Genomic DNA, 24,287 nt, shown 5'->3' on the forward strand with positions numbered 1-24,287 from the left:
TGGATCAGATACAACGGCCGCCATCCACTTCAAGCGCTGTGCCGGTGATCATGCTGGCTTCGTCCGAGCACAGGAAGCAGGCGGCGTTGGCCATGTCTTCGGGGGTCGAAAAGCGGCCCAGCGGAATCGTCGACAGGAATTTGGCGCGAATTTCGGGCGTGTCTTCGCCCATGAAAGATTTCAGCAGCGGTGTTTCCCCGGCCACCGGGCAGATCGCGTTGACGCGAACGCCCGAGGGGGCAAGCTCAACCGCCATGGTTTTGGTTGCGGTGATCATCCAGCCCTTGGAGGCGTTGTACCAATTCAGATTGGGGCGCGGCGACAGGCCTGCGGTAGAGGCCACGTTCAGGATCGCCCCTGCCCCGCGCGCCTTCATATCCGGAACAAAGGCGCGTGCGGTGAGGTATACGGATTTCATGTTCACGTTGAAGACACGGTCAAAATCCTCTTCCGTGACGTCTTCCAGAGGTGTCGGCAGGTGGGTTACGCCCGCATTGTTGATCAGAATGTCGAGCTGGCCATATTCTGAGTAAGCTGCGTCTGCCATTGCACGGACAGAGACTTGGTCACCCACATCCACCTGCTGGGCTATGGTGTTCGGGCCAAGCTGCGTTGCCATATCCTGCGCAGCATCGTGGTTGATATCAGCGATCATGACCCGGGCGCCTTCGGCCAGGAACTTCTGCGCAATACCTGCGCCAAACCCGGATGCGCCGCCTGTCACGATTGCGGTTTTCCCCTCCAACCTCATGATGTTGCCCTCCTGCCTGTGTCGCGGATCAGACTATCAACGAAAGGCCGAGATGCCAGATCATTCTTCGGATACTTTGCCCCGCAACGCCTTTACATCCCCACGCGCCTTTTTCGCCGCCAGACGGCGCTTGACCGAGCCAAAGGTGGGTTTGGTCGCAATGCGCCGCTTGGGCTTGACCAACGCGCGGGTGATCAGTTCAGCCAAACGGGTGCGCGCGATTTCACGGTTACGGGCCTGGCTGCGGGTTTCTTCGCATTGGATGATGATCGCCCCATCTTTGGTCCACCGCCGCCCGGCCAGCCGTTTCAGCCGGGTCTTGACCGGATCGGGCAAGGAGGGCGAACGCGCGGCCTCGAACCGAAGCTCGACCGCCGTCGAAACCTTGTTGACGTTCTGCCCACCGGGACCGGAGGAACGCATAAAACTCTCGGTCATTTCCCAGTCCTGCAGGGTGATATCGTCATTGATGCGCAACATGGTGTGGACCTTATCCGGCGCAAGGGGAAACAGAAAGGGCCGTCCCGGCGGGACGGCCCTTCGAAAGTTCAGGAGGTCGGGTCGGTTAGATCAATCGACCAGCCGGAGCGTGCGCTCCGCCAAGGGCTGCCTTAGCAGGCGATCCCCCCGGTTGTTCCGACACCTCTCTCCAATCTCTTTCTCGACACTGGATCACCTCCTTTTCTATCTGTTGCGGTTGAGATTGAGCGTGACACAAGTTGTGCCAAACTCAAAGCGTTTTTTTATGCAGGCTGAGCCGCGGTCAATCGCGCGACGATCACCTTGAACGGGATCAGGGCGATCACGGCCAGTGACAGTTTCACCAACCAATCCGCAAATGCCAGCGTCACCCACAGTGGTGCCATCGGGCCTGACAGCATGAAGGGCACAGGCTCCCACGCCCAATTGATCGCGGCGTCCGCATTGGCACCAAAGACCGTGACCGAGGCAGAGAAAGCCAGAGTGAAGAAGATCGCCGTATCCAGCGCCGACCCCACGAGGGTTGATACCAGAGGCGCGCGCCACCAGCGGCCACCCCGCAGCGAATTGAACACGGTGACGTCAGTCAGTTGTGCGATCAGGAAGGCGGTGCCCGAGGCTACGGCGATCCGCAGCGGCACGGCAGCATAGGTAAAGCCATCGCCCTGCAGCATGATCTGGCTGCCGATCAGCGAGCAGATGATACCGGTGATAAACCCGGCGAACACGACCTTGCGGGCGGTGGCCACGCCATAGACGCGGTTCATGATGTCGGTGACCAGAAAGGCCAGCGGATAGGTGAATGCACCCCAGGTCAGCAGCCCATCGAAGATCAGGAACTGGACCAGGATGTTTGAGGCCACAACAATGGAGGCCATGGCAAGAATGCCGGGAATAAAGCTGCGTTGCATTTTCAGATGCCCGTTTTGACAAGGTAGCGGCGACTTGGCCCCGGGCTCATCCCAAGGCAGGCCGTGCGTTTAGACCCTCTGTTGGCCCGAGTCAATCGGGCAGAAGGTATTCCACCAGTTCGCTGCGTTGCAGGGCCAGAAAGTTGTCATCCGAAATCATCGTGGCACGCAGCCGGTTTTGGATATCACGCCAGATCGACAGCCCTTCGAGATTGTCATGGGTGCCTGTGGCGGTCTCGAACAGGATTTCTTCAGACGCGGGCGTGTCAGCGCTGATGTGCCACCGACGCAGCCGTGAACGAAATCCCGTTATGGAAACCGTGCGTTCAAGCACATAAAACCGGCCATCCGGATCGAAGTCCGCGGATACTGGCAGAAACTTGCCCCGTTGCGGCAAAACGAAGGGTGTGGACCATTCTTGGCCATTCCAGCGATAGACCGGAATATGCCCTTCGGCGGTGCGGTTCTTTTCCGTCAGCGTATACAAACGCCCCTGATTATCGATCGCCAACCCTTCGAACGATCCGTTGCTGTCCAGATGGATGAACAATTTGGGGCGTGGCAGAACGCGGGCCGGGCTGTCCGGCTTGGCATAGTGGGCCACGCGGTGAATGCCTTCGAAAGAGATGTAGATGGTGTCATCCGGCGCGATGGCGATGCCTTCGGAATCACCCGTATATCCCGGCAGGGCGCGTCCTTTGCTGGACAGAACTGGCCATTGTTCCAGAATCTTGACTGCGTTTATCCGATCTCCGTCCCGGTCAATATGCGCCTGTACAAGCATTGATCGGTCGCTGAGCGCGATCATCCTGTGCCCGTCATCCGAGATATGAAGGGCCGAAAACCCGCCAAACCACTCGGCCGGGTGTTGCCACCTGAAACTGCCCAGATGCGTGGCCGATTTGACGTCAACTGCCAGAACCGGCCCGGCCAGAAAGGACGCTGAAATCAGTTGGATTGCAGTACGGCGGTGCATTGCTGGGGCAAATCGGCCAGTACATATTCCCGGCGTTTCTTGGGGGGTGGTGCGTTTGGATCTGGTGGCGGTGGGTTGAGAATGTTGTTCACCCATTCCTGCGCCTGAGCGCAACCATCACCTTTGGGCGGCGCATCCTGATTGACACATCCGCGGGATCCTTTTGGGCACTTCAGCCGAACATGGAAATGGTAGTGATGCCCCCACCAGGGCCTGATCTTGCGCAGATAGGCGCGATTGCCCTTCTCGTCCTTACACATCTGCACCTTGGCGCCGGGGAACACGAAGATCCGGGCAACGCGCTTATCCTTGGCGGCCTCGCGCAGCACGGCGTGGTGTTGCTTCGTCCAGTTGTTGTTGACAAAGGCGCCGTTCGAACGGCGCAGGGAAATCGATGATATGTTCTCACGCGCCTTTCGGCTGAGACGCATGTTGTCGCCCGGCAGCATCCAGATATCGATGTCCAGACCCATTTGATGAGAGCGGTGCCCCGAGGTCATCGGCCCACCCCGCGGCTGGCTGATATCCCCGATATAGAGACCGTTCCACCCGGGTTGTTTCGCTGCAAACCGGCTGAGGTCCTGCACATAGTCGATCGCTTCGGGATGCCCCCAGTTGCGATTGCGCGACAGCCGCATGGCTTGCCAGGTCGGTCCGGTTTCGGGCAATTGCACCGACCCGGCGGCGCATCCGCGCGAATAACTGCCGAAAGCGGCCGGTTTTTGCTGTGAACTGACCTTCTGCACCCCAAACAATTGTTTGGCCAAAGGTTGTGCCCCCGCCGTGCCTGTCAGCGTCAAAGCGGCCAATATCGCCAAAAAACGTAATAAAATCATCTGCTCTGATCCCCTTCCGGTTTCACCCAGCGCATTAGGAACAGACCCAGAATAAACAACAGAACGATCGGAGACACCCCCAGTCGCGCGCTGCCGGTGATCGTTGTGGCAATCCCGATCAGCAGCGGCGCGGCAAAGGCAGTGGCGCGCCCCGACAATCCATAAAGACCAAAGCTTTCAACCGGCGCTTCGGGATCGGTATGGCGTACCATCATCGAACGGCTGGCCGATTGCAGAATGCCACCCATCCCGCCGATAAGAATACCGCAGCCAAAGAAAACCATGTCCGGCAGGCCCGAACCCTCGGGCAGTGGAATGCCATAGATCTGCGTCCGGTCCATCATGACAACGGTGGCGCAGACAAAGATCAGCACCCAAATCGCCACGATGATCACAGGTTTGGGCCCGTATTTCTTGTCCAGCTTGCCACCAACCCAGGAAAACGCGGCGGCGGCCAACACGCTGACGATCCCGAATACGCCGATCTTGATCAGGTCCCACTCCAACACCAGACGGGCATAGACGCCCCCAAAGCTGTAAAGCCCGTTCAGCGCGTCGCGGTAGAACATGGACGAGCCGAGATAGCTGGCCAGACTGACGCGATGGCGCAGGTTTGAGACGGATTTGGCCAACAGGCTCAGTGCTTCACCTATGCTGCCGGTCTTGTCGGTCGGCGCATCATCGCGGACCCACAGGAAATAGGGCACCATGAACAGAACAAACCACCCGGCGGTGAATGGCCCAACAAAGCGCGTCCCTTCCTGTTGTGATGCATCCAGCCCGAACACAGGGGCCATCCCGATCAACGTTTTGCCATTCGCCTGCTCGACAAACAGCGCCAGCATGATCGCGAGTGAAATCAGACCGCCGAAATAACCGAAGGCAAAACCCGAACCCGAAATCTCACCCACTTCCTTGTCGTCGCCCAGATCGGGCAGTTGGGAATTGATGAAAATCAGCGCGTATTCAGCACCAACAAAGCCCAGCCCAAAAGCTGACAGCATCAGCCACATGTTGGACCCGTCCGGCATAGTGTACCACAGCGCGGCAGAGCCCACCGCATACATCACCGAAAAGGCAAAGATCCATGGAATACGCCGCCCGGATACATCAGCCATTGCGCCCAGCAAAGGGGCTCCGAACGCGATGATCAGGCCGGTGATAGTCAGGCAGTTCGCCCAGACCGTCTGCGCCTGCGCGGCCGCAGCCTCGGCGTCCATCCCTGTGTTAGAGTAGTATCCAGCAGCGACACCCGCGAAGTAGGGGCCAAAGACAAAGGTCACCAGCAAGGTGTGATAGGGCTGGCTTGCCCAGTCAAAGAACCACCATCCCCAGATACGCTTACGCTTGGAAATCTCTGCCATACCTGCCCCTGTTTTTGTTGCATTCATAAGACGGGGCTTTGACCCGTTTCGCAAGCGTTCTGTTGGCACGGGCTTGCTCTTTGCCCTGCCAACAATTACCTCTCGCGAAACAAAAACGGAGATCACGGCCATGATGGCAATTTACGGACCCCTGCAGTTGATACTCAATGTGGTCTACATTTTTATCATCGTGCACGTGATCATGAGTTGGCTGATCAATTTCCAGGTTTTGAATCTGCACCAGCAGTTCGTTGCGCAAATCTGGTATGGTTTGAACAAGATTCTGGAGCCCATCTACCGGCCAATTCGCAGGATCCTGCCCGATACCGGTGGGATTGATTTGGCACCTTTGGTGGCTTTCATCATCGTTATCTCGTTGCAGAATTATATCCTGCCAACACTCTTTGGATTTATGTGATCCGGGGGTTCCCTCTTGTTCACCGAATCTTAGTATGTGATGGTCCTGTCTTAAGAGCAGATAAACCATAAAACAGGGCCAGCCCGCACATGTTCGACTCCGCACCCCTGCTGCGAGATGTCTTTGGATTCGACGACTTCCGCCCCGGGCAGGAAGAGATCGTCGATGCCGTGACCGCAGGCGAAAACGTGCTGGCGATTATGCCCACGGGGGGCGGTAAATCCCTGTGCTTCCAACTGCCTGCCCTGCTGCGCGACGGGGTTACTGTGGTGATTTCCCCGCTGATCGCCCTGATGCGCGATCAAGTGCGCGGATTGCAAGAAGCCGGGGTTGAGGCCGGGCGGCTGAAGCTGCTCTACATAGCCCCCGAACGTCTGGCCGCTGGGTCCGCTTTGGGTATGCTGCGCCGGATCAACGTCAACCTGATCGCCGTGGACGAGGCGCATTGCGTTAGCCAATGGGGTCACGATTTCCGCCCCGATTACCTGCGGATCGGAGAATTGCGGCGCGCGTTGAACGTGCCGCTGGCCGCGTTTACCGCCACCGCCGACGCGGAAACGCAGGACGAGATCGTCGAAAAACTGTTCGACGGCACCGCCCCGCGCAAGTTCCTGCGCGGGTTTGATCGGCCCAACATCCATTTGGCCTTTGCCGCCAAAGACGGTCCGCGCAAACAGATCCTCGACTTTGCCGCCGCCCGCAAAGGCCAGTCAGGCATCGTCTATTGCGGCACCCGCAACAAGACAGAGGTGCTGGCGCAAGCCCTGCGCGCCGAGGGTCACGTGACCTGCCACTATCACGGCGGCATGGACCCCGAGGATCGCCGCATCGTCGAAACCCGTTTCGCGCGCGAAGACGGCCTGATCGTTGTTGCCACCGTCGCCTTTGGCATGGGTATCGACAAACCCGACATCCGCTGGGTCGCACACGCGGACCTGCCCAAATCCATCGAGGCTTATTATCAGGAAATCGGCCGCGCCGGACGTGACGGCGGCCCTGCCGAGACGCTGACCCTGTTTGGGCCGGATGATATCCGTCTGCGCCGGTCGCAAATCGACGAAGGACTTGCCCCGCCCGAGCGGCGCATGGCCGATCACGCGCGGCTGAATGCTCTGCTGGGGCTGGCCGAGGCGCTGGTTTGTCGCCGTCAGAACCTGCTGGGTTACTTCGGCGAACAGGCCGCGCCCTGCGGCAAATGCGATCTGTGTGATACGCCGCCCGAGGTGTTCGACGGTACCACCCCTGTCCGCATGGCCCTGTCTGCAATCCTTCGCACCGAAGAATGGTTCGGGGCGGGTCATCTGATCGACATCCTGCTGGGGAACGAAACGGATAAAATCCGTGCTCGTCGTCACGACGCCCTGTCCACTTGGGGCATTGGCAAGGACTGGTCCCGCCCGCAATGGCAGGCGATTTTCCGGCAGATGATGGGACATGATCTGGTGCGCCCCGACCCCGAGCGTCACGGCGCCTTGCGTATGACAGAAGCCGCGAAACCAATTCTTAAGGGCGAGGCGCAGATCAACTTGCGCAAGGATACGATCCGCAAGGCGACGCGCCGACCCGCGGTTAAGGCCATAGTCTCGGAAGAGGATGCACCGCTGCTGTCTGCGCTCAAGGCCAAGCGCCGAGCTTTGGCGGAATCGGCGCGGGTTCCGGCCTATGTGATCTTTCCCGACCGAACCCTGATCGAAATGGCCGAGACCCGCCCGATGACTCTGGACGAGATGGCCCGGATCAGCGGTGTTGGCGCGAAGAAGCTAGAGCGCTACGGCGATACGTTTCTGGAGGTGATCGCCGGCGAAGTTGAAGCTGTTCACCCCGCGCGCCGCAAACTTGCAGGCCGGGATCAGGGTGAGATCTATGACCGCCTGCTGGAAGTTCAGTCACAACTGTCTCGCGGGACTGATGGGATCGACAAGCCGCTGACCTGTTCTGCCTCGCAATTGGCCAAGGTGGCGCAACTGCGCCCGGATGATCCACGCGGGATCGAACAGGTGCTGGGCGATCGTCGTCACGAAAGGTTCGGCGCGGCCTTTCTGGACGTGCTGCGGGATGCGGGCTAGTTCGTTTCGCGTTTGAAAGGCGTCAAAAGACGCTACCTCTCCCCACGGTCGAACGCGCCTTTCGACAAAAGCGCTTTTTATGAAACGCGAAACGACCTAGATACCGCAAGACAGGCAAGGAACGAGGGCGAATATGCTGGTAGTGATTTCCCCGGCCAAGCGGCTGGATTGGGCAGAGCGCGATCACGAGGTCACACAACCGGATTTTCAGGACGACGCAATCCGATTGTCAAAAACCGCAAAGAACCTGACCCTGGGCGATCTCAAGAAACTGATGGACCTCAGCGACGATCTGGCCCGGTTGAACCGGGACCGCTATCGCACGTTTTCGGATACGCCTGACGCCAACGCGACCCGCCCTGCCGCGCTTGCCTTTGCCGGGGATACCTACCAGGGGCTAGAGGCGGGCTCGTTGGATGATGACGAGATTGCCTGGGCACAGGATCACTTGCGCATTCTATCCGGCCTTTACGGCGTCTTGCGCCCGTTGGACGCCATTCAACCCTATCGGCTAGAGATGGGCAGCAGGCTGAAAACCCGGCGCGGGAAGAACCTGTATGAATATTGGCGCGATCAGCTGAGCAAGGCTCTGAACAAGCAAGCCGCTGAAATTGGCAGCGACGTTCTGGTGAACTGCGCCAGTCAGGAATATTTTGGGGCCGTCGATCCCAAAGCTCTGAAGCTGAACGTCGTAACCCCCGTTTTCATGGAAGACAAAGGCGGCACGCCAAAAATCGTCAGCTTCTTTGCGAAGAAAGCGCGTGGTGCCATGGCGCGATACATCATCCAACACCGCCTGACCGACCCGGCTGGCGTGCTGGATTTCGACAGCGGTGGCTATGAATATCGTGCCGACCTGTCCGAAACAGACCGACCCGTTTTTGTGAGGCCCTATCAGGCCTGATCACCTTCACCCTTGCCCGGGAAAACGGGTTGCGTGTCAGGGGGCGAGTGATCCCGGATCATTTGCAGGATCAGTCTTTTTTGCAGGGGTTTGGTCAGGTAATAGTCCAGCCCTGCCGCCAGAATGCCTTGATCATCGCCCTTCATGGCATGCGCTGTCAGGGCAACGATTGGCGTTCTTTGACCGGCTCCGATCTCGCGCCGCCGTATCTCGGCGGTTGCCTCTTTTCCATCCATCTTTGGCATCGAAATATCCATGAAGATCAGGTCAGGGGCGAATTCCATATGGGCCTCAATCGCCTCAAGCCCGTTGGACACAAATCTCAGATCGATATTCAGATCCTTTGTCATCTTTTTCAGGATCAGTTGATTGGTTCGATTATCCTCGGCCGCGAGAACGCGCATGCACCTTTGGCTCGGGTCCTGTACCACCGGAGGATCAGCTGGCGTGCCCGGAACAGCGTGATCCTTATTGCCAAACACCGAACCGCCTAGCGCCATAAGCCGCGAATACAGTTCGGCCCGTGGAATGGGTTTCTGCAATACGCCTTCGATCAATCGATGCGCCGGGTCGGCGTGGATCGCACCGGGATTGGACGACATCACCACGATTGGCAGATCACCCCACCCCCGTTCCCGTAGCGTTGAGGCAAGCTCGACCCCACTCATATCCGGGAGATCCTGATCACAAAGTACAAGATCAATCGTTTCATCCAGAATTTTCAGCGCCTCACCCCCGGTACTGCACACGGTCACCCGAGACCCCAATCGCCCTAATTGTTTGGTCAGGATGGCGCAGTTTACGGCCAGATCATCGACGATCATCACATGATGCAGACGTCCCGCAAGATTGGGCGGGCTGGGTTGTGCCCCTTCGACCGTGGGAAGGGAAATGCGGAAGCCAAAACAGGAACCTCTGCCCAATTCGCTTTCTACCCAGACTTTTCCACCCATCATCGTGATCAGGCGCTTGGTGATCGCCAACCCCAGACCCGTGCCTTCGAATTGGCGGTTTTGCTCATCCTCGACCTGATTGAACTCGCCAAAAACATACGGGATTTTATCGACTTCGATCCCGATCCCTGTGTCTTCGATTGCAATGTGAATATCGCAGTTTTGGTTTTCACCATTCGGCACCCCGGTTACTCGGATCAGCACATGCCCGTCCGAGGTGAACTTGACCGCGTTACCCACCAGATTTGTCATGATCTGGCGCACCCGCCCCGGGTCGCCAATAAACAGCGTGGGCAGAAACAGATCGTAATCGACCAACAGTGTCAGCCCCTTGTCCCGCACACTGGGCTGCAACAGCATCGCCACCTCAAGGATACACCGCTCCAGATCGAACTGCTCGGGATGCAGCGTCAGCTTGCCTGCCTCGATCTTGGAATAGTCCAACACGTCATTAATGATCACCAGCAACGCCTCGCCCGAATGACGGATCGTGTTGACGTAGGCCTTCTGCTCGTCACTCAAAGGGGTCTCGGTCAAAAGCTCGGCCATTCCGACGACACCGTTCATGGGCGTGCGGATTTCATGACTCATATTGGCCAGGAAGGCGGACTTGGCACGGTTTGCGGCCTCGGCCCGTTCGCGGGCGGCATGCAACTCGGCCTCGTGCCGGACGGATGCAGTGATGTTCAAAGCCAGACTGACGACATCGCCACCACTGCCACGCTGATCGATAAGCTTGATATACTCACCATTCCACAACTGGATCACCACCGGCTCGGGCGTGGCGCTGGACCATCGGGCCAGCATGTTTGCCTGCCAGTCGGTGACGGGTTCAGCCCCGATATCCACGATGCCTTCATCCGTCAGCAGCTCTAGGATGCGCTTGTATTCAATCCCCGGGACCACTTCATCAAGGCCTTCGAACACGCTCAGATAAGCGGTGTTGGCGCTGATCAACTGGCTGTTTTCGTCGAAAAAGGCAAAGCCGTCCTGTATGGTCTGAATCGAATGCCACAACCGCCGTTCGGCCAATTCGATCTTGGCGTTGGCGACGGTCAGGTCGGACTTGACCTTCTCGTTTTCACCGCGCACCGTTTCAACCTCGGCCTGCGTTTCGCCAATCTGACGCGACAATGCCAGGGCGTGGCGGCCCAGTTTACGGTTTGCCGCCGACAATTCCGCCTGTTTCAGGTGCAACATCCGCTCGGCCGCCAAACGAGCGCGCCGTTCCTGGGCAAGTTTTTCTGCAAGGCTCATCACTGGTTTTCCGGAGCTGTTTGTGCACAGCATCCCTGCGGCCAATGAAAAAGTGCTTAATGCCGTCCCTCGCGCAGCCATCCCGCCACAAGGAACCCACCGGCCAGCAGGAGAACCAGCCAGGGTGGCAACAGACCCGCCTGGGTGACATCCCGCGTTTCATAAGCGTTGCGCGGGGTCAGCCCGATCCACCCGCGTCCGGCTGCCGGTCGCCCGACCCGGACGTTGCGGATTGCGGGCAGGCCGTCTTCAACCCGGATTGTACCGCCGCGCAGACTGGCCAAAACCGGTTCCAGAACGTCATCAGTGGCAATTGTGCGCTCGAACTCTTTCGGCGCTGCCGGGCCAAGGCCGATCACGGCGGAATGTTCACCCTCCTGCAAACGATAGAGGCCAATTTCCGGGCCAAAATACTGCGCTTCGAACCGGCCCGGCGATACTTCCTGCAATTCGATCTGCAAAGTGTCACCGTTTGGTCGTGTTACGGTCACTGCCCCCACCTCATCGCTCAGGGTTTGGCGAATGATGCGCATCGACTGGCCAGTGGCTTCGGCCCACAGCGCCTCTTCCTCAAGCTCGGGTTCTTTCATCATCCAGTGGGCCAGACGGCGCAACAGTTCCAGCTGCGGGCCACCTCCTTCAAAACCGCGGCTCCACAACCACGCATGATCCGAGGCCAACAGCGCCACGCGCCCTTCGCCAACGCGGTCCAGAACCAGCAAAGGTCGCTCCTCGACCCCGGTCATCAACACTTCGCCGGTGCGATGACTCACATCGACCTGGCGCAACCACGCACCCCAAGTGTCAGGGTCACCCAGATCGGTTGTGACCGGATGGCGCTGACCCAGATCCGAAACAACGGGAACATAGCGCTCCTCGATCACCCGCGCCGTAGGTTGCGCAGGCAACAGCGGCGCAAGCGGTGAACGGAAGATACTGTCCGCCGAGGCAAAATCGGGACCGGCGGCGACCAGAACCGCACCGCCGTCGTTGATATAGTTCGTGACGTTATCCAGATAGATCGCCGGCAGAATGCCGCGCCGTTTGTACCGGTCAAAGATGATCAGGTCGAAATCGTTGATCTTCTCAAGAAACAGCTCGCGCGTGGGGAAAGCAATCAGCGAGAGTTCGTCTACCGGAACGCCATCCTGTTTCTCGGGCGGGCGCAGAATGGTGAAATGCACCAGATCGACCGAACTGTCGGATTTCAGCAAATTGCGCCATGTGCGTCCACCCGGATGCGGCTCGCCCGAGACCAACAGAACGCGCAACCGGTCGCGCACGCCGTTGATCTGAATCAGCGCGGTGTTGTTGCGATCGGTCAGCTCACCTTCGGCTTGCGGCACAGTGAACTGGATGACGTTGCGCCCGCCATGGGGCAGAGTGATCGGCACCTCGATATCGGCTCCGATTGGCATGGCAAAGCTTTCCGGCTCGCCACCGTCCACTGAGATTTCCAAGGGGGCCGTGATGGCCCCGGCAGGCGTTGCCCCGCTGTCTTCAACCCGCAATGTCAGGGTCACCGGTTCACCGATGATGGCAAAGGCCGGAGCGTTGCTGACGATCAGGCGGCGATCCCAATCGGCTTCGCGTCCGGTTTGCAGCAGATGCATCGGCGCGGGCAGGTCGGGGGCCTGATCGACATCATGCACGATGCCGTCCGAAACCACGAGGATGCCTGCAATCCGCGCGCGCGGCTCTTCGGCCAATGCGGCATTCAACGCCGACATGACCTGAGTACCTTCGTCGCCGTCACCATCGCCGACCTGAATGCGACGCAGTTCGGTGTTGTCGCGGCTTTCGATCTCAGCCGCCAGCTCATCGGCAGCCTGGGCGGTCTGTTCAGCGCGGTCCGACAATGACTGGCTGGCGCTTTCGTCTTCGATCATCAGAACGATATCCGTCAGCGGCGCGCGATCCTCGATCTGGTAAACGGGGCCTGTCAGCGCGGCGATCACGACAAGGGCGGCCAACCCGCGCAACGCCCAGCCGGACAGCCCGCGCCACAGGGCCAGAATAACTCCACCAACTGCAACGGCTGCAACCGCAGCCAGAACAGGCCAGGGGATGAGTGGATCGAAAATGACGGTTCCGGTCATTGTCCCAACCTGTCCAGGAGGGCGGGCACGTGAACCTGATCGGACTTATAATTCCCGGTCAGCACATGCATCACCAGATTAACACCGAAACGATTGGCCAGTTCGCGCTGCCGTTCGCCCGCATAGCCGCGCCCAACCGGCAACAGCGCCTGCCCGTTGCGATCCACGGCCCAGGCCCCGGCCCAGTCATTGCCCCCGATCACAACCGGCGTCACGTTGTCATTGAGGTTGCGAAAGGGCATCCCCTCGATCTGTTCCGCATCCAGAGGCGCAGCCTCGACCCAGACCTCGGTGCCTGCATGTCGGCCCGGGAAGTCCTGCAAAAGATAGAACGCCCGCGTCAGCACGTGGTCACGCGGTATCGGCTCTAACGATGGGATATTCAGGGGTGCCGCCAATTGTTGCAGCTTGCGTCCATTCGCACTGGAAGCCCCGAACCCGGCGATATTCGCGTCGCGGGTGTCGAACAGGATCATGCCACCCGACCGCAGATACGCATTCAGTTTGGCATATGCTTCGACGGAAGGCTGCGGTTGCTCCGGTGTGATTGGCCAATAGAGCAGCGGAAAAAAGGCAAGCTCATCCCGTTCCAGATCGACCCCAACCGGGTCAGCGGGTTCCACTGAGGTGCGATAGAACAGCGTCTGTCGCAACCCGCGCAGACCCGCCAGCGCTATGTCATCCACTTGCGGATCGCCGGTCAGGACATGCGCCAACACAAGTTCTTGCGTGGAGTTCAGGGCAAACTCGGTTTCGTCCGGGGTCTGAGCCTGCGCGTGCGGCGCAATCAGCATCGCCCCCAACGCCATGGCGGTCGCCCGCGCCAAACCCAAGCGGCCTGACAATGCCAGTGAGGCAATCACATCCAAGGTCAACAAAATCAAAGCCAGGCTCAGCAAAAGCCCTCCGACAGGAGTTTCAGAGCTGATCTCCTGCCCCTTGATCGGAACATCCGAAGGCCAGATGATTGGAGTCAGTGTCGCCTCTTCGTTCAGAACATTCCGCGCCAGCTTTTGCTTACCGCTTTCATAAAGACCAGGTCGCAAGTCGGGCCCGACCTGCGCCGAGACCAGATTGACCCCATCCACCCCTGGCAGATTACCTGCATCCGACAGGACACCAAATCCGTCCAATATTTGAATCGGCTCCCATGTGGTTCCCTGAAGCTGTTCAACCTGCCGGGATTTCGCCGCCGAAGCCACGGCCAGCCGGTCCAGCATTTCAACAAAAAGCCCGGACAAAGGCAAACTGGACCATTCCGCATCTGCGGTGACGTGGAACAGCACCACCTGCCCAAGCCCCAGCGCTTTGCGCGTGACCAGAGGCGTGCCGTCAGACAATGATGCGATCACACGATCCGCCAGATTAGGGTCTGGCTGCGCCATGACCTGTGTCGTCACGGTGACATCTTCAGGGATCTGCAAACCGTGGAATGGCGATCCTTCGGTGAAAGGTGCCAGCCCTTTGGCCTCACCCCAGCTCATCGCGCCACCAACCGATCGGCCGCCGCTGCGCAGGCGTACTGGCAGCAACGTGTCTTCGGCATCCCGCCCCAAATCGCTTGCAGCCATCCGCGGGCCAGCAAAGCGCAGCAGCAGCCCGCCCTGTTCGACCCATTCCACCAGTTCGGCCTGTTCGGTATCGGACAGTTTGGCGACGTCGGCCAATACGATAACGTCCGGATTCGCTGGCAGCACCTCCAACAACCCGCCATCGACGAAATCGGCAGTCGGGATCAAAACCTGCGTCAGATAGTGCAGCGGGGACAGTAACTCCAAACCCTCCCGGTTCCGAGTACCCGCGATCAGGGCGACCTCTCGTCGCCGCAGGCTGTCGTCGGTCAGGGTAACTGCACCGGCGGACCGTTGGCCCTGAATCTCGAATCGCGTGATCCGGGCGCGCAGTTCGGATGGCAAGGACAGCTCGGTTTGGGCCTGATCAGAGCCGTTTTCGAATTCCATTTCGGTGGAATGCAGCACGCGCATGATGCCCGCCGGATCGCGGCCTTGCGCCAGCAGAGTAATCGATTCCGCAGGGCCTTCTTCGGCCCGCAGCGCAGTCAGTCGGATCGCGCCATCCTGATAGGCAGCCGGCGCAACGGCCAACACGGGCGCTGGTGATCTGTAGACGGTCACGGCGCCTTGCGCGCGTAAGGCAGACAGCAACGCATCATGACCGGGATAGGACAGGCGATCACTGAACCAATGCGTCTCAAATCCTCCCGATACATCCCGCACAGCGGCAATGGCCGCCTCGATCTGCGCGTCAGAGGGCTGCCACGGCATTGGCACCAGCCCTGGCAAACGGCTGCGCCAGGCCTCGGCGGACTGGAAGATGGGCGGCTCGGGCTCGGTCAGGCGCAGGATGGATACAGGACGACCGGCGCGACCGGCCTCGGTCAATTGGGTGTCGATCTGGTCCAGCGTAGACGACCACCGCGTTGCCCCGGCCCAACTGGCATCCAGCACCAGTAACAGCGGGCCAGTCCCGGCCTGATCCCGCGACGGATTCAGAACAGGCCCTGCCAGACCGATGATAATAGCCGCTGCCGCAAGCATCCGCAGCAAAAGCAACCACCACGGCGTGCGGTCCGAGACAGTTTCATCGTCTTTCAGGCCCAACAGCAGCGTCACCGCCGGAAACAGCCTGCGGATCGGCGCAGGTGGCACGGCGCGCAAGATCAGCCACAGGATCGGCAATGTCAGCAGACCCAAAAGCACCCAGGGCGCGGTAAAGCCGATACCCGCCAAAACCGTCATTGCGCACCCCCATCCAACGCGCGATAGAGCCACAACAGAGCCGATTGCGCGCTGTCCCCGGTGTGGTGCAGACCCAGTTGCCACCCGGTCGCACGGCACAATTGCGTCAGTGCTTCCTTGCGTTCTGCAAGCCGGTCCAGATACCGATCCCGAAGATCTCCGGCTTTGAGGGTTTCGTGGCGGACCGTGCCGCCGACGCTTTCAAATATGGTGCGCCCGTTGAAGGGGAACGCCTCTTCACCCGGATCAAGGACCTGCAACAGAACCCCACGCACACCCCGGTCGGCAGCCTTGGTCAGCGCCAGTTCAACCTCGTCCAATGGGCCCAGAAAATCTGAGATGAACACAGCGCGTGCATGCGGGATCATGGCGCGATGTTCCGGCGGGGCATAATCGATCTCGGAATCTTCGGACCAGGCCTGCGCCAGCCGAATGACCTGCGCATTGCCGCGCCGAGGCGGCAAGGTGGTGCCGGTCAGGCCCACACGCTCACCACCGCGCACCAAAAGGATGGCTGTGGACAGCCCCAGCAGGCGCGCGCGGTCAGCCTTGGTCGGCAGTGCCCTATCGGACGCATAACGCATCGACGCCCCCTGATCGACCCACAGCATCACCGATTGCGCAATCTGCCATTCCCGTTCCCGAACAAACTGCTGATCCCCACGGGCAGACCGGCGATGATCGATCATTCGACGGCTGTCTCCGGCCTGTGCAGGCCGATACTGCCAGAAATCATCCCCAAGCCCCGAGCGTCGCCGCCCATGGTCACCCAGCAAAACCGTTCCAGCCAAGTGTTCCGCCCGCGCCAACAAAGGCGGCAGCCGAGACGCTTCGGCCTCGGATCTTTCGCGAAGGGTCAGCGCCGCATTCACGCCGCGGCCTCGGTGCGGATCAACCCATTGGCAGTGGTTTCGATCAGATCGGCCAGGCTGTCACCGCGCGCCCGTGCTGCAAAGTTCAGCGCCATCCGGTGGCTGAGCACCGGACGGGCCATATCCAAAACATCTTCGGCATTCGGTGCCAGTCGTCCCTGCAACATCGCCCGCGCGCGGACCGTCATCATCAAGGCCTGCGCCGCCCGTGGGCCAGGACCCCAGGCCACGGTTTCAGCGACACGTTCTGACACACCCTCTTCTTCAGGACGGAAAGCCCGGACCAGATCAAGGATCAGTTCAACAACCGAGTCACCCACCGGCATGCGGCGCAACAGAACCTGCGCCGCCAGCAGTTCCTCTTTGGTGAAAATCTCGTGCGCCTCTTCCTCTTCCACACCGGTTGTGGCCAGCAGAATGTCCCGCTCGGTCTGGCGATCAGGGTACTCTACATCAATCTGAACCAGGAACCGGTCCAACTGAGCTTCGGGCAGCGGATAGGTGCCTTCCTGCTCGATCGGGTTTTGTGTCGCCAGGACATGGAACGGCACACCCAGCGACCGATCCTCGCCCGCTACGGTTACGGTCCGCTCTTGCATCGCTTGCAACAAGGCGGATTGCGTCCGCGGGCTGGCGCGGTTGATTTCATCTGCCATCAGCAACTGACAAAAAATCGGGCCGGAAATGAAGCGGAAATGACGCGAGCCATCATCGGCAGTGTCCAGAACTTCTGACCCCAAGATATCCGCAGGCATCAGGTCGGGGGTGAACTGGATCCGGTTGCCGTGCAGCCCCATCACGGTCGACAGCGTCTCGACCAGTCGCGTCTTGCCCAGCCCCGGCAAACCAATCAGCAGCGCGTGACCGCCGCACAGCAATGCGGCCAGGGTCAGGTCCACAACCCTTTCCTGCCCGATAAAGCGGCGGGTGATCGAGGCCTTGGCCTCTTGCAGCTTGTTTTCCAGCGCTTCGATCTCGGCTATGAGGTCGGCGGGTTCCGTCATGACTTTCCCTTCCGTGGACTATTATGATTGAAGTGTATCGCGCTGAGAGGAAATGGCAAAAGCAATGAGCGGACAAAAACCTGTGAAACCGTCACCGGATGGTTTGGCGGCATCAGTCAAAGCGACCAAAACCAAGGGTTTGCCGCCCGTTCACCTCTGGAATCCTCCGTTTTGCGGCGATCTGGACATCCATATCGCCAAAGATGGCACCTGGAGTTACCTAGGGTCGCCCATCAACCGTTTCGAGCTGGTGAAGCTTTTTTCGTCAATTCTTAAGAAAGAAGGTGACAAATTTTACCTCGTGACCCCGGTTGAAAAGGTGGGAATCACCGTTGAGGACGCCCCCTTCCTGGCCGTCGACTTTGATCGGACCAGAGACGGAGACGCGCAGTCGCTGACCTTTACCACTCAGGTCGGCGATACGGCCTCGGCCGGGACAGAACACCCGATCCGCGTTGTCATCGATCCCGAAACAGAAGAACCGGCACCCTACATATTGATCCGCGCAAACCTTGAGGCGCGCATTGACCGCAAAAGCTTTTACCGGCTGGTGGATATCGGCACAGAGCACGATGGATGGTTTGGAGTCTGGTCCGACGGGCAGTTCTTTCCTTTGATCCAGTCTGATCAATTGTCGGAATAACAGGCCCGTTTCGGTGCCTCCGCACACGTCGAAGTCGCAGGCACTATCCACTCAATTTTCGACAATCTGTTCTGTTCCGTCCTCTTTCGACGCCCGAGACCAACGGCTAAGCTTGCAATACCAACGACCCGAGACCGCTTATGCCCCGATTTGCCGCCAACATCTCGCTGCTGTTTGCCGAGCTACCTTATCTTGACCGATTTCCGGCAGCCGCACAGGCTGGTTTCAAAGCGGTCGAAATCCTGTTCCCTTACGAACTGGCCGCCAAGGACACGCGGCGGGCGCTGCTCTCTCACGGGCTAAAGCTCGTCCTGATCAACGCGCCCCCACCGAACTACACCGGCGGCACCCCCGGATACGCGGCGGTTCCCGGCGGTCAAGCGCGTTTCCAATCCGACATCAAACGGGTCATGCGCTATGCCGATGTGCTGCGCCCTGGTCTGATTCACGTTATGGCCGGGTATGTATCGGGGCCAGAGGCGGCAGATACCTTTGTACGCAACCTGCAATGGGCCGCAGATTCTGCGCCGAAACAGCAGTTTACAATCGAGCCGCTGAATCCAATTTCGCAGCCCGATTACTTTCTGAACAGTTATGATCTGGCAGCCGAAATTCTGGATCGCGTGGATCGCCCAAATGTCGGGCTGCAATATGACAGTTTTCATGCCCACATGATCCACGGAAATGCGATTGAAGTGTGGAAAACCCATAAGGATCGGATCACGCACGCCCAGATCGGCGCGGCCCCGGATCGCTCGGAACCTGGGCGCGGACCCACGGATTTCCAGGCCCTGTTCGACGCCATGGATGACAGCGGTTATGCAGGCTGGGTCAGTGCAGAATACACGCCTTCCTTACCGCGTACGATCGACACTTTGGGCTGGATAAGGGCTTGAATCAGGCGTTTTTGCTGGCATTTGCTGCGAAAATGACGAAGGTCGGGGCGACTCCACCATCAGGACGACCGCATATGATCCCTTCCCGATACGCCCGCGCTTTGTTCAGTCTGATCATGTCGGGGCTGATGTCCTGTATCGTAACAGGGATTGCCACAGTCAAAGCTATCGGGATGGGGCCAGGCACCTTGGGCGACTGGATGGCGTCCTGGGCTTTCTGCTGGCCCATTGCCTTTACCGTTATCCTAGTGTTGGGACCGTCGGTGCAACGTCTGGTCAACCGATTGGTCCGTCCGCAGGACTGACCCGCTGCGAAGATGGCCCGCCGGGCCTGATGAGCAGCGCCCCTAATGCGCTTCGGCCCAATTCGCACCCTGTCCGGCATCAACAACAAGTTTCACATCCAGTTTCACCGCCGGGTCCGAGGCGCCTTCCATGACCGCGCGCGCAGTTTCAACCACCTGATCAACCGCATCTTCTGCCACTTCGAACAACAATTCGTCGTGCACCTGCAAAAGCATCTTGGCAGACAGGCCGTTGATCGCATCAGGCATCCGCACCATCGCCCGCCTGATCACATCCGCCGCTGTCCCCTGGATCGGAGCATTGATCGCCGCCCGGCGCGAGAAGCCCGCATGCGGACCTTTGGCATTGATCTCGGGCGTATGAATTTTGCGCCCGAATAGAGTCTGAACATAGCCATTCTCTTTGGCAAAGGCGACTGTGTCGTCCATATAGCGCCGGATGCCCGGGAACCGTTCGAAATAGCGATCGATGAACCCCTGTGCCTCGGCCCGCGGAATGCGCAGATTGCGCGCCAGACCAAAGCCTGAGATGCCATAAATCACGCCAAAGTTGATCGCCTTGGCCTGACGGCGAATGTCTGGCGTCATCTCATCCAGCGGGACGTCAAACATCTCGGACGCGGTCATCGCGTGAATGTCCAACCCGTCCGAGAACGCCTGTTTCAGAGCATCTATCCCGGCGATATGCGCCAATATCCGCAGTTCGATCTGACTGTAGTCGAGACTGACCAGCACGTTCCCCGGTTCGGCAATAAACGCCTCACGAATGCGCCGCCCTTCTTCGGTGCGCACCGGAATGTTCTGCAGGTTCGGATCGGTCGACGCCAGACGGCCTGTGCTGGCCCCGGTGATGGAATAAGACGTATGCACCCGCCCGGTATCGGGGTTGATATGGGTCTGCAAAGCATCCGTGTAGGTCGATTTCAGCTTGGACAGTTGCCGCCAGTCCAGCACCCGGCGCGGCAATTCATGCTCGGTCGCAAGGTCTTCCAGAACGTCCGCTCCGGTCGAATATTTCCCGGTTTTCCCCTTCTTGCCGCCCTCAAGCCCCATCTTGTCGAACAGGATTTCCCCCAGTTGCGCGGGCGATCCGACATTGAAGTTCTCACCAGCCAGTTCGTGGATATCAGCCTCTAACCCAGCCATTTTTTGGGCAAACGCATTGGACATGCGGCTCAGAACATCGCGGTCGACTTTGATGCCATGCATCTCCATCTCGGCCAAAACTGGCACCAACGGGCGTTCGAGCGTTTCATAAACCGTCGTGACCTGCACCTGATGCAGTTGCGGTTTAAACAGCTTCCACAGGCGCAGCGTGATATCCGCATCCTCGGCGGCATAAGCCGTGGCCTCATCCACCGCCACCTTGTCGAAGGTGATCGCCGATTTTCCCGAACCCAGCAGCGGTTTGATCGGAATTGGTGTGTGGCTCAGATAGCGCTCGGACAGCGTATCCATCCCATGCCCATGCTCACCACCATGCATGGCATAAGACATCAGCATCGTGTCGTCGATCGGGGCCACGTCGATGCCATGGCGTGCAAATATCTTGGCATCGTATTTCATGTTCTGCCCGATTTTCAGGATCGACGGGTCCTGGAACATCGGTTTCAGCAGATTTAGAGCCTCTTCCACCGGCATCTGCCCCTCGGCCAGCGCGTCCGAGCCGAACAGGTCATCGCTGGCGCTCTCCCGGTGAGTCAACGGGATGTAACAGGCCTCACCTGGTTCAATACACAGTGAAATACCGACCAGATCAGCGATCATCTCGTTCAGGCCAGTTGTCTCGGTATCAACAGCAACCCAGCCTCGCTCGTAGGCCTGATCAATCCACTTCTGCAAAGCAACCGCATCCCGCACGCATTCGTATTTGGACGCGTCGAAGGGGATGACCTCGGCCTCAACCTCCTCGACCACAGGCGCTGGCGCATCGGCAATCACCGGAGCCTCGGCCCCCAACTTGTCGGCGATGCGCTTGGTGAGGGTGCGGAACTCCATCTCTGCCAGGAAACCAAGCAGGGTCTCCGGCTCTGGGTCTTTCACCTCAAGATCGTCCAAAGTGAAATCCAGCGGCGTATTCTCATCCAGCTGCACCAGCTTCTTCGACAGCTCGATCTGGTCGCGTTTTTCGATCAGAGTTTGGCGACGCTTGGGCTGCTTGATCTCGTCCGCACGGTCCAGCAGCGTCTCCAGATCACCGTATTCGTTGATCAGCAAAGCGGCAGTCTTGACCCCGATCCCCGGTGCACCGGGCACATTGTCCACCGAATCCCCGGCCAGCGCCTGAACATCCACCACCCGTTCCGGCCCGACGCCGAACTTCTCAATCACGCCATCCCGGTCGATCCGCTTGTTCTTCATCGCGTCCAGCATTTCCACGCCGTCACCGACCAGCTGCATCAAGTCTTTATCCGAGCTTACAATAGTCACGCGCCCCCCAGCATCCCGCGCCTGAACGGCCAGAGTCGCAATGATGTCGTCAGCCTCGTACCCCTCAAGCTCTTTACAGGCGATGTTGAAGGCTTTGGTCGCCTCGCGCGTCAGCGGCATCTGCGGGCGCAAATCCTCGGGCATCGCCTCACGATTGGCCTTGTAAAGGTCATACAGATCATTGCGGAACGTGTGCGAGCCCTTGTCAAAGATCACCGCCACATGAGTCGGCGCATCCGCCCCCGCGTTCCCCTCGACGTATTTCTGCAGCATATTGCAGAACCCCGAAACGGCCCCAATCGGCAATCCATCGGATTTCCGCGTCAACGGAGGCAGCGCGTGATAAGCCCGAAAGATGAACGCCGATCCGTCAATCAGATGCAGGTGACACCCTTTTCCGAAATTCATGGTCATCTTGCGCCCTCTCCCGATCTGATCCGACAACATTAATGCCATGGGTGCGACGGCAGAACCACCCGCACCAGGGCCACAAACTTCATCTTTTCAAAAATACTCAATGCCCAGTGTGGGCCGCACGCGCTTAGGCCTCTGCTTCACGCCCGGCCAGCACATATTTGCAGTCGCAATAAGGACATTCGACCCAGCCGATATCCTCGGGGATCTGCAACCAGACGCGCGGATGGCCCAATGCACCTTCGCCACCATCACAGGCGACACGGGTGGTCTCGACGATCTTGGTTTCCGGCGCTTCGATGGTCACGGCTGGCGATCCTTCTTCGGTTGTCGGCCTCGCGGGCATGTATTAGGTGCGTTTATGAGCGATGAGCAAACCGGGGGCAAGAGCCACATGAGCGATGCGGCAATCAGGATCGAAGGGCTGCGCAAAACCTATCGTGGCAGTAAGGGTCAACCCGAGAAGCAGGCGCTGAAGGGGATTGATCTGACCATCCCGCGTGGCTCGGTCTTTGGTTTGTTGGGGCCGAACGGGGCCGGAAAATCAACGCTGATCAACATCCTTGCCGGTCTGGTGGTGAAGACCTCAGGCCACGTCTCGATCTGGGGCTTCGATCAGGACCGCAACCCGCGCCAGTCCCGCGCCGCCATTGGCGTCATGCCGCAAGAGCTGAACCTGGACCCGTTCTTTACCCCGCGCGGCGCGCTGGAGGTGCAGGCGGGTCTTTATGGTGTGCCGAAATCGGAACGCCGCAGCGATGAGATCCTCGAACTGGTCGGCCTCAGCGACAAGGCCGAGGCTTATGCCCGCACTCTCTCGGGCGGGATGCGGCGGCGGCTGCTGCTGGCCAAGGCGCTGGTCCATCATCCGAAGATTCTTGTCTTGGACGAACCCACGGCTGGCGTGGATATCGAACTGCGGCAGATGCTTTGGACCAATGTCCGCAAGCTAAATGAACAGGGCATGACCATCATCCTGACCACCCACTATCTGGAAGAAGCGCAAGAGATGTGCGACGAGATCGCCATCATCAACCACGGCGAAAAGATCGCACAGGACAGCACGGCCAACCTTTTGGGCCGGATGGACAGCCGGACAATGGTGATCGTGCCCGACAGCCCGATTACGGACCTTCCCGCAACCGAAGGTGTCGAGGCCACCCTGCGCGACGATGGCAGCCTTGTGCTGCAATACCGCAGTGCGCAGACCAGCGCCGAGCAGGTTCTGGAATCCGTCCGCGCCGCCAATATCCGTATTCGCGACGTCCGAACAGAGGAAGCCGATCTGGAAGACATTTTCCTTGCGCTGACATCATCCCACGCGGATGACCTGCCGACGAATGATCAGGACCAGCCGCGCCGGGGGATGCATCGGGTCAAACTCTAGGCCCGGTCAATCCGCGCCTGATAGCAATTGTTACGTGCAGACCGGACGTGAATATAAGCAATATCCGGGCGGGCAAAGATATCCCTGACTTTTGCACCAATCTGATCCGTAGGTGTGATCGCCCCGGTGCCATAGACGATCCGATCATCCGTCCCATACCCCTTGATCAGATAGTCCGGCGAGGTGGTCAGAATCTCGGGCAGCTCTGCGCCTTCATACCGTTCACAATGTGCGGCACATAGAAAGATCGGGCCTGTTTCGGCGTAAGGATGTGACTCTAAAAAGGGCCGATGGGCCAGAATTAACATGTCCTGTCCCTCGGGGATATTCTGCAAACAATGGCGACATGGGTTACCTGCGCCTGTCGAAACAGCTCGCTCGGGCGTAGCACCATAGGCATCAAGGCCGCCCGCCTGAAGGGCGCGTACTTCGCTGGTGGGTAAAGCGGTGATCTTGAACATTTTCGGTCTCCTTTTTGCCCGACCATGCCTGCCCGGAAAAACCAAGCGACCCGTTTCCTGCGCAAAGGACTCGAAAAAGAACAAAACGTGAATATAGTAGT

Annotated in this window: 21 protein-coding genes; 7 read left to right on the forward strand and 14 right to left on the reverse strand. The window is 59.2% G+C overall.

Annotated elements, in window-relative coordinates; all coding sequences use genetic code 11:
* Window positions 1–4: 4 nt before the first annotated feature.
* The 6 genes from ACP0GE_RS10535 to ACP0GE_RS10560 form a co-directional block, all read right to left on the reverse strand.
* Window positions 5–751: an SDR family oxidoreductase gene (locus ACP0GE_RS10535; protein WP_424831906.1), complete on the reverse strand. Its 747-nt coding sequence runs from the start codon at window positions 749–751 to the stop codon at window positions 5–7.
* Between the two features lie 60 nt (window positions 752–811).
* Window positions 812–1,231, reverse strand: a complete 420-nt coding sequence (gene arfB, locus ACP0GE_RS10540; RefSeq protein ID WP_424831907.1) for an alternative ribosome rescue aminoacyl-tRNA hydrolase ArfB — start codon at window positions 1,229–1,231, stop codon at window positions 812–814.
* 263 nt (window positions 1,232–1,494) lie between these two features.
* On the reverse strand, window positions 1,495–2,142 hold the full coding sequence (locus ACP0GE_RS10545; protein ID WP_424831908.1) for a queuosine precursor transporter: 648 nt from the start codon (window positions 2,140–2,142) through the stop codon (window positions 1,495–1,497).
* Window positions 2,143–2,233: 91 nt separating this feature from the next.
* Window positions 2,234–3,118 (reverse strand): esterase-like activity of phytase family protein, encoded by an 885-nt coding sequence (locus ACP0GE_RS10550; RefSeq protein ID WP_424831909.1) that lies wholly within the window; start codon window positions 3,116–3,118, stop codon window positions 2,234–2,236.
* Window positions 3,091–3,954 (reverse strand): penicillin-insensitive murein endopeptidase, encoded by an 864-nt coding sequence (mepA, locus tag ACP0GE_RS10555; RefSeq protein WP_424831910.1) that lies wholly within the window; start codon window positions 3,952–3,954, stop codon window positions 3,091–3,093. Before mepA ends, ACP0GE_RS10550 begins: the two co-directional genes overlap by 28 nt.
* Window positions 3,951–5,318, reverse strand: coding sequence for an MFS transporter (locus ACP0GE_RS10560; protein ID WP_424831911.1), 1,368 nt, complete (start codon window positions 5,316–5,318; stop codon window positions 3,951–3,953). Before ACP0GE_RS10560 ends, mepA begins: the two co-directional genes overlap by 4 nt.
* 130 nt (window positions 5,319–5,448) lie before the next feature.
* Here ACP0GE_RS10560 and ACP0GE_RS10565 point away from each other — a divergent pair, with 130 nt between their 5' ends.
* The 3 genes from ACP0GE_RS10565 to yaaA all read left to right on the forward strand — a co-directional run bounded on the left by ACP0GE_RS10565 (window position 5,449) and on the right by yaaA (window position 8,706).
* Complete coding sequence (locus ACP0GE_RS10565; RefSeq protein ID WP_424833837.1) at window positions 5,449–5,736, forward strand: YggT family protein; 288 nt, start codon at window positions 5,449–5,451, stop codon at window positions 5,734–5,736.
* Window positions 5,737–5,825: 89 nt separating this feature from the next.
* Window positions 5,826–7,802 (forward strand): DNA helicase RecQ, encoded by a 1,977-nt coding sequence (gene recQ, locus ACP0GE_RS10570; RefSeq protein ID WP_424831912.1) that lies wholly within the window; start codon window positions 5,826–5,828, stop codon window positions 7,800–7,802.
* Window positions 7,803–7,935: 133 nt separating this feature from the next.
* A complete protein-coding gene (gene yaaA / locus ACP0GE_RS10575) occupies window positions 7,936–8,706 on the forward strand; it encodes a peroxide stress protein YaaA (protein WP_424831913.1) in 771 nt (256 codons plus the stop codon).
* Here yaaA and ACP0GE_RS10580 read toward each other — a convergent pair.
* Genes ACP0GE_RS10580 through ACP0GE_RS10600 form a run of 5 tightly spaced genes read right to left on the reverse strand, consistent with a single transcriptional unit; the run spans window position 8,697 to window position 17,650 of the window.
* The gene (locus tag ACP0GE_RS10580; RefSeq protein ID WP_424831914.1) at window positions 8,697–10,916 is read right to left on the reverse strand and encodes a response regulator; all 2,220 of its coding nucleotides are present in this window, start codon (window positions 10,914–10,916) and stop codon (window positions 8,697–8,699) included. The two genes, yaaA and ACP0GE_RS10580, sit on opposite strands and share 10 nt — an antisense overlap.
* A 56-nt stretch (window positions 10,917–10,972) precedes the next feature.
* The gene (locus ACP0GE_RS10585; RefSeq protein ID WP_424831915.1) at window positions 10,973–13,015 is read right to left on the reverse strand and encodes a DUF7408 domain-containing protein; all 2,043 of its coding nucleotides are present in this window, start codon (window positions 13,013–13,015) and stop codon (window positions 10,973–10,975) included.
* Window positions 13,012–15,774: a DUF4159 domain-containing protein gene (locus ACP0GE_RS10590; RefSeq protein ID WP_424831916.1), complete on the reverse strand. Its 2,763-nt coding sequence runs from the start codon at window positions 15,772–15,774 to the stop codon at window positions 13,012–13,014. The genes ACP0GE_RS10585 and ACP0GE_RS10590 overlap by 4 nt, the downstream gene beginning before the upstream one ends.
* Entirely contained in the window at window positions 15,771–16,646 is an 876-nt protein-coding gene (locus ACP0GE_RS10595) for a DUF58 domain-containing protein (protein ID WP_424831917.1), read from the reverse strand. The genes ACP0GE_RS10590 and ACP0GE_RS10595 overlap by 4 nt, the downstream gene beginning before the upstream one ends.
* The gene (locus ACP0GE_RS10600; protein WP_424831918.1) at window positions 16,643–17,650 is read right to left on the reverse strand and encodes an AAA family ATPase; all 1,008 of its coding nucleotides are present in this window, start codon (window positions 17,648–17,650) and stop codon (window positions 16,643–16,645) included. Before ACP0GE_RS10600 ends, ACP0GE_RS10595 begins: the two co-directional genes overlap by 4 nt.
* A gap of 64 nt (window positions 17,651–17,714) precedes the next feature.
* On the opposite strand from ACP0GE_RS10600, the gene ACP0GE_RS10605 reads away from it, so the two are divergent.
* The 3 genes from ACP0GE_RS10605 to ACP0GE_RS10615 all read left to right on the forward strand — a co-directional run bounded on the left by ACP0GE_RS10605 (window position 17,715) and on the right by ACP0GE_RS10615 (window position 19,494).
* Window positions 17,715–18,293 (forward strand): DUF1285 domain-containing protein, encoded by a 579-nt coding sequence (locus ACP0GE_RS10605; protein ID WP_424831919.1) that lies wholly within the window; start codon window positions 17,715–17,717, stop codon window positions 18,291–18,293.
* 140 nt (window positions 18,294–18,433) lie between these two features.
* Window positions 18,434–19,189: a hydroxypyruvate isomerase family protein gene (locus tag ACP0GE_RS10610; protein WP_424831920.1), complete on the forward strand. Its 756-nt coding sequence runs from the start codon at window positions 18,434–18,436 to the stop codon at window positions 19,187–19,189.
* 74 nt (window positions 19,190–19,263) lie between these two features.
* The gene (locus ACP0GE_RS10615) at window positions 19,264–19,494 is read left to right on the forward strand and encodes a DUF2798 domain-containing protein (protein WP_424831921.1); all 231 of its coding nucleotides are present in this window, start codon (window positions 19,264–19,266) and stop codon (window positions 19,492–19,494) included.
* A 42-nt stretch (window positions 19,495–19,536) separates the two neighbouring features.
* Here ACP0GE_RS10615 and polA read toward each other — a convergent pair whose 3' ends face one another.
* Both polA and ACP0GE_RS10625 read right to left on the reverse strand, forming a co-directional pair.
* Complete coding sequence (polA, locus tag ACP0GE_RS10620) at window positions 19,537–22,338, reverse strand: DNA polymerase I (protein ID WP_424831922.1); 2,802 nt, start codon at window positions 22,336–22,338, stop codon at window positions 19,537–19,539.
* Window positions 22,339–22,465: 127 nt separating this feature from the next.
* The gene (locus ACP0GE_RS10625) at window positions 22,466–22,645 is read right to left on the reverse strand and encodes a zinc-finger domain-containing protein (RefSeq protein WP_424831923.1); all 180 of its coding nucleotides are present in this window, start codon (window positions 22,643–22,645) and stop codon (window positions 22,466–22,468) included.
* A gap of 87 nt (window positions 22,646–22,732) precedes the next feature.
* On the opposite strand from ACP0GE_RS10625, the gene ACP0GE_RS10630 reads away from it, so the two are divergent.
* Window positions 22,733–23,725 carry an ABC transporter ATP-binding protein gene (locus tag ACP0GE_RS10630; RefSeq protein WP_424833838.1) on the forward strand — a complete coding sequence of 331 codons (993 nt, stop codon included), beginning with the start codon at window positions 22,733–22,735 and terminating at the stop codon, window positions 23,723–23,725.
* Here ACP0GE_RS10630 and ACP0GE_RS10635 read toward each other — a convergent pair.
* Window positions 23,722–24,186, reverse strand: coding sequence for a DUF1203 domain-containing protein (locus ACP0GE_RS10635; RefSeq protein WP_424831924.1), 465 nt, complete (start codon window positions 24,184–24,186; stop codon window positions 23,722–23,724). The genes ACP0GE_RS10630 and ACP0GE_RS10635 overlap by 4 nt on opposite strands.
* Window positions 24,187–24,287 lie beyond the last annotated feature (101 nt).

The sequence above is a fragment of the Ruegeria sp. genome (assembly GCF_965243365.1).
In the GTDB taxonomy this organism is placed as follows: domain Bacteria; phylum Pseudomonadota; class Alphaproteobacteria; order Rhodobacterales; family Rhodobacteraceae; genus Ruegeria.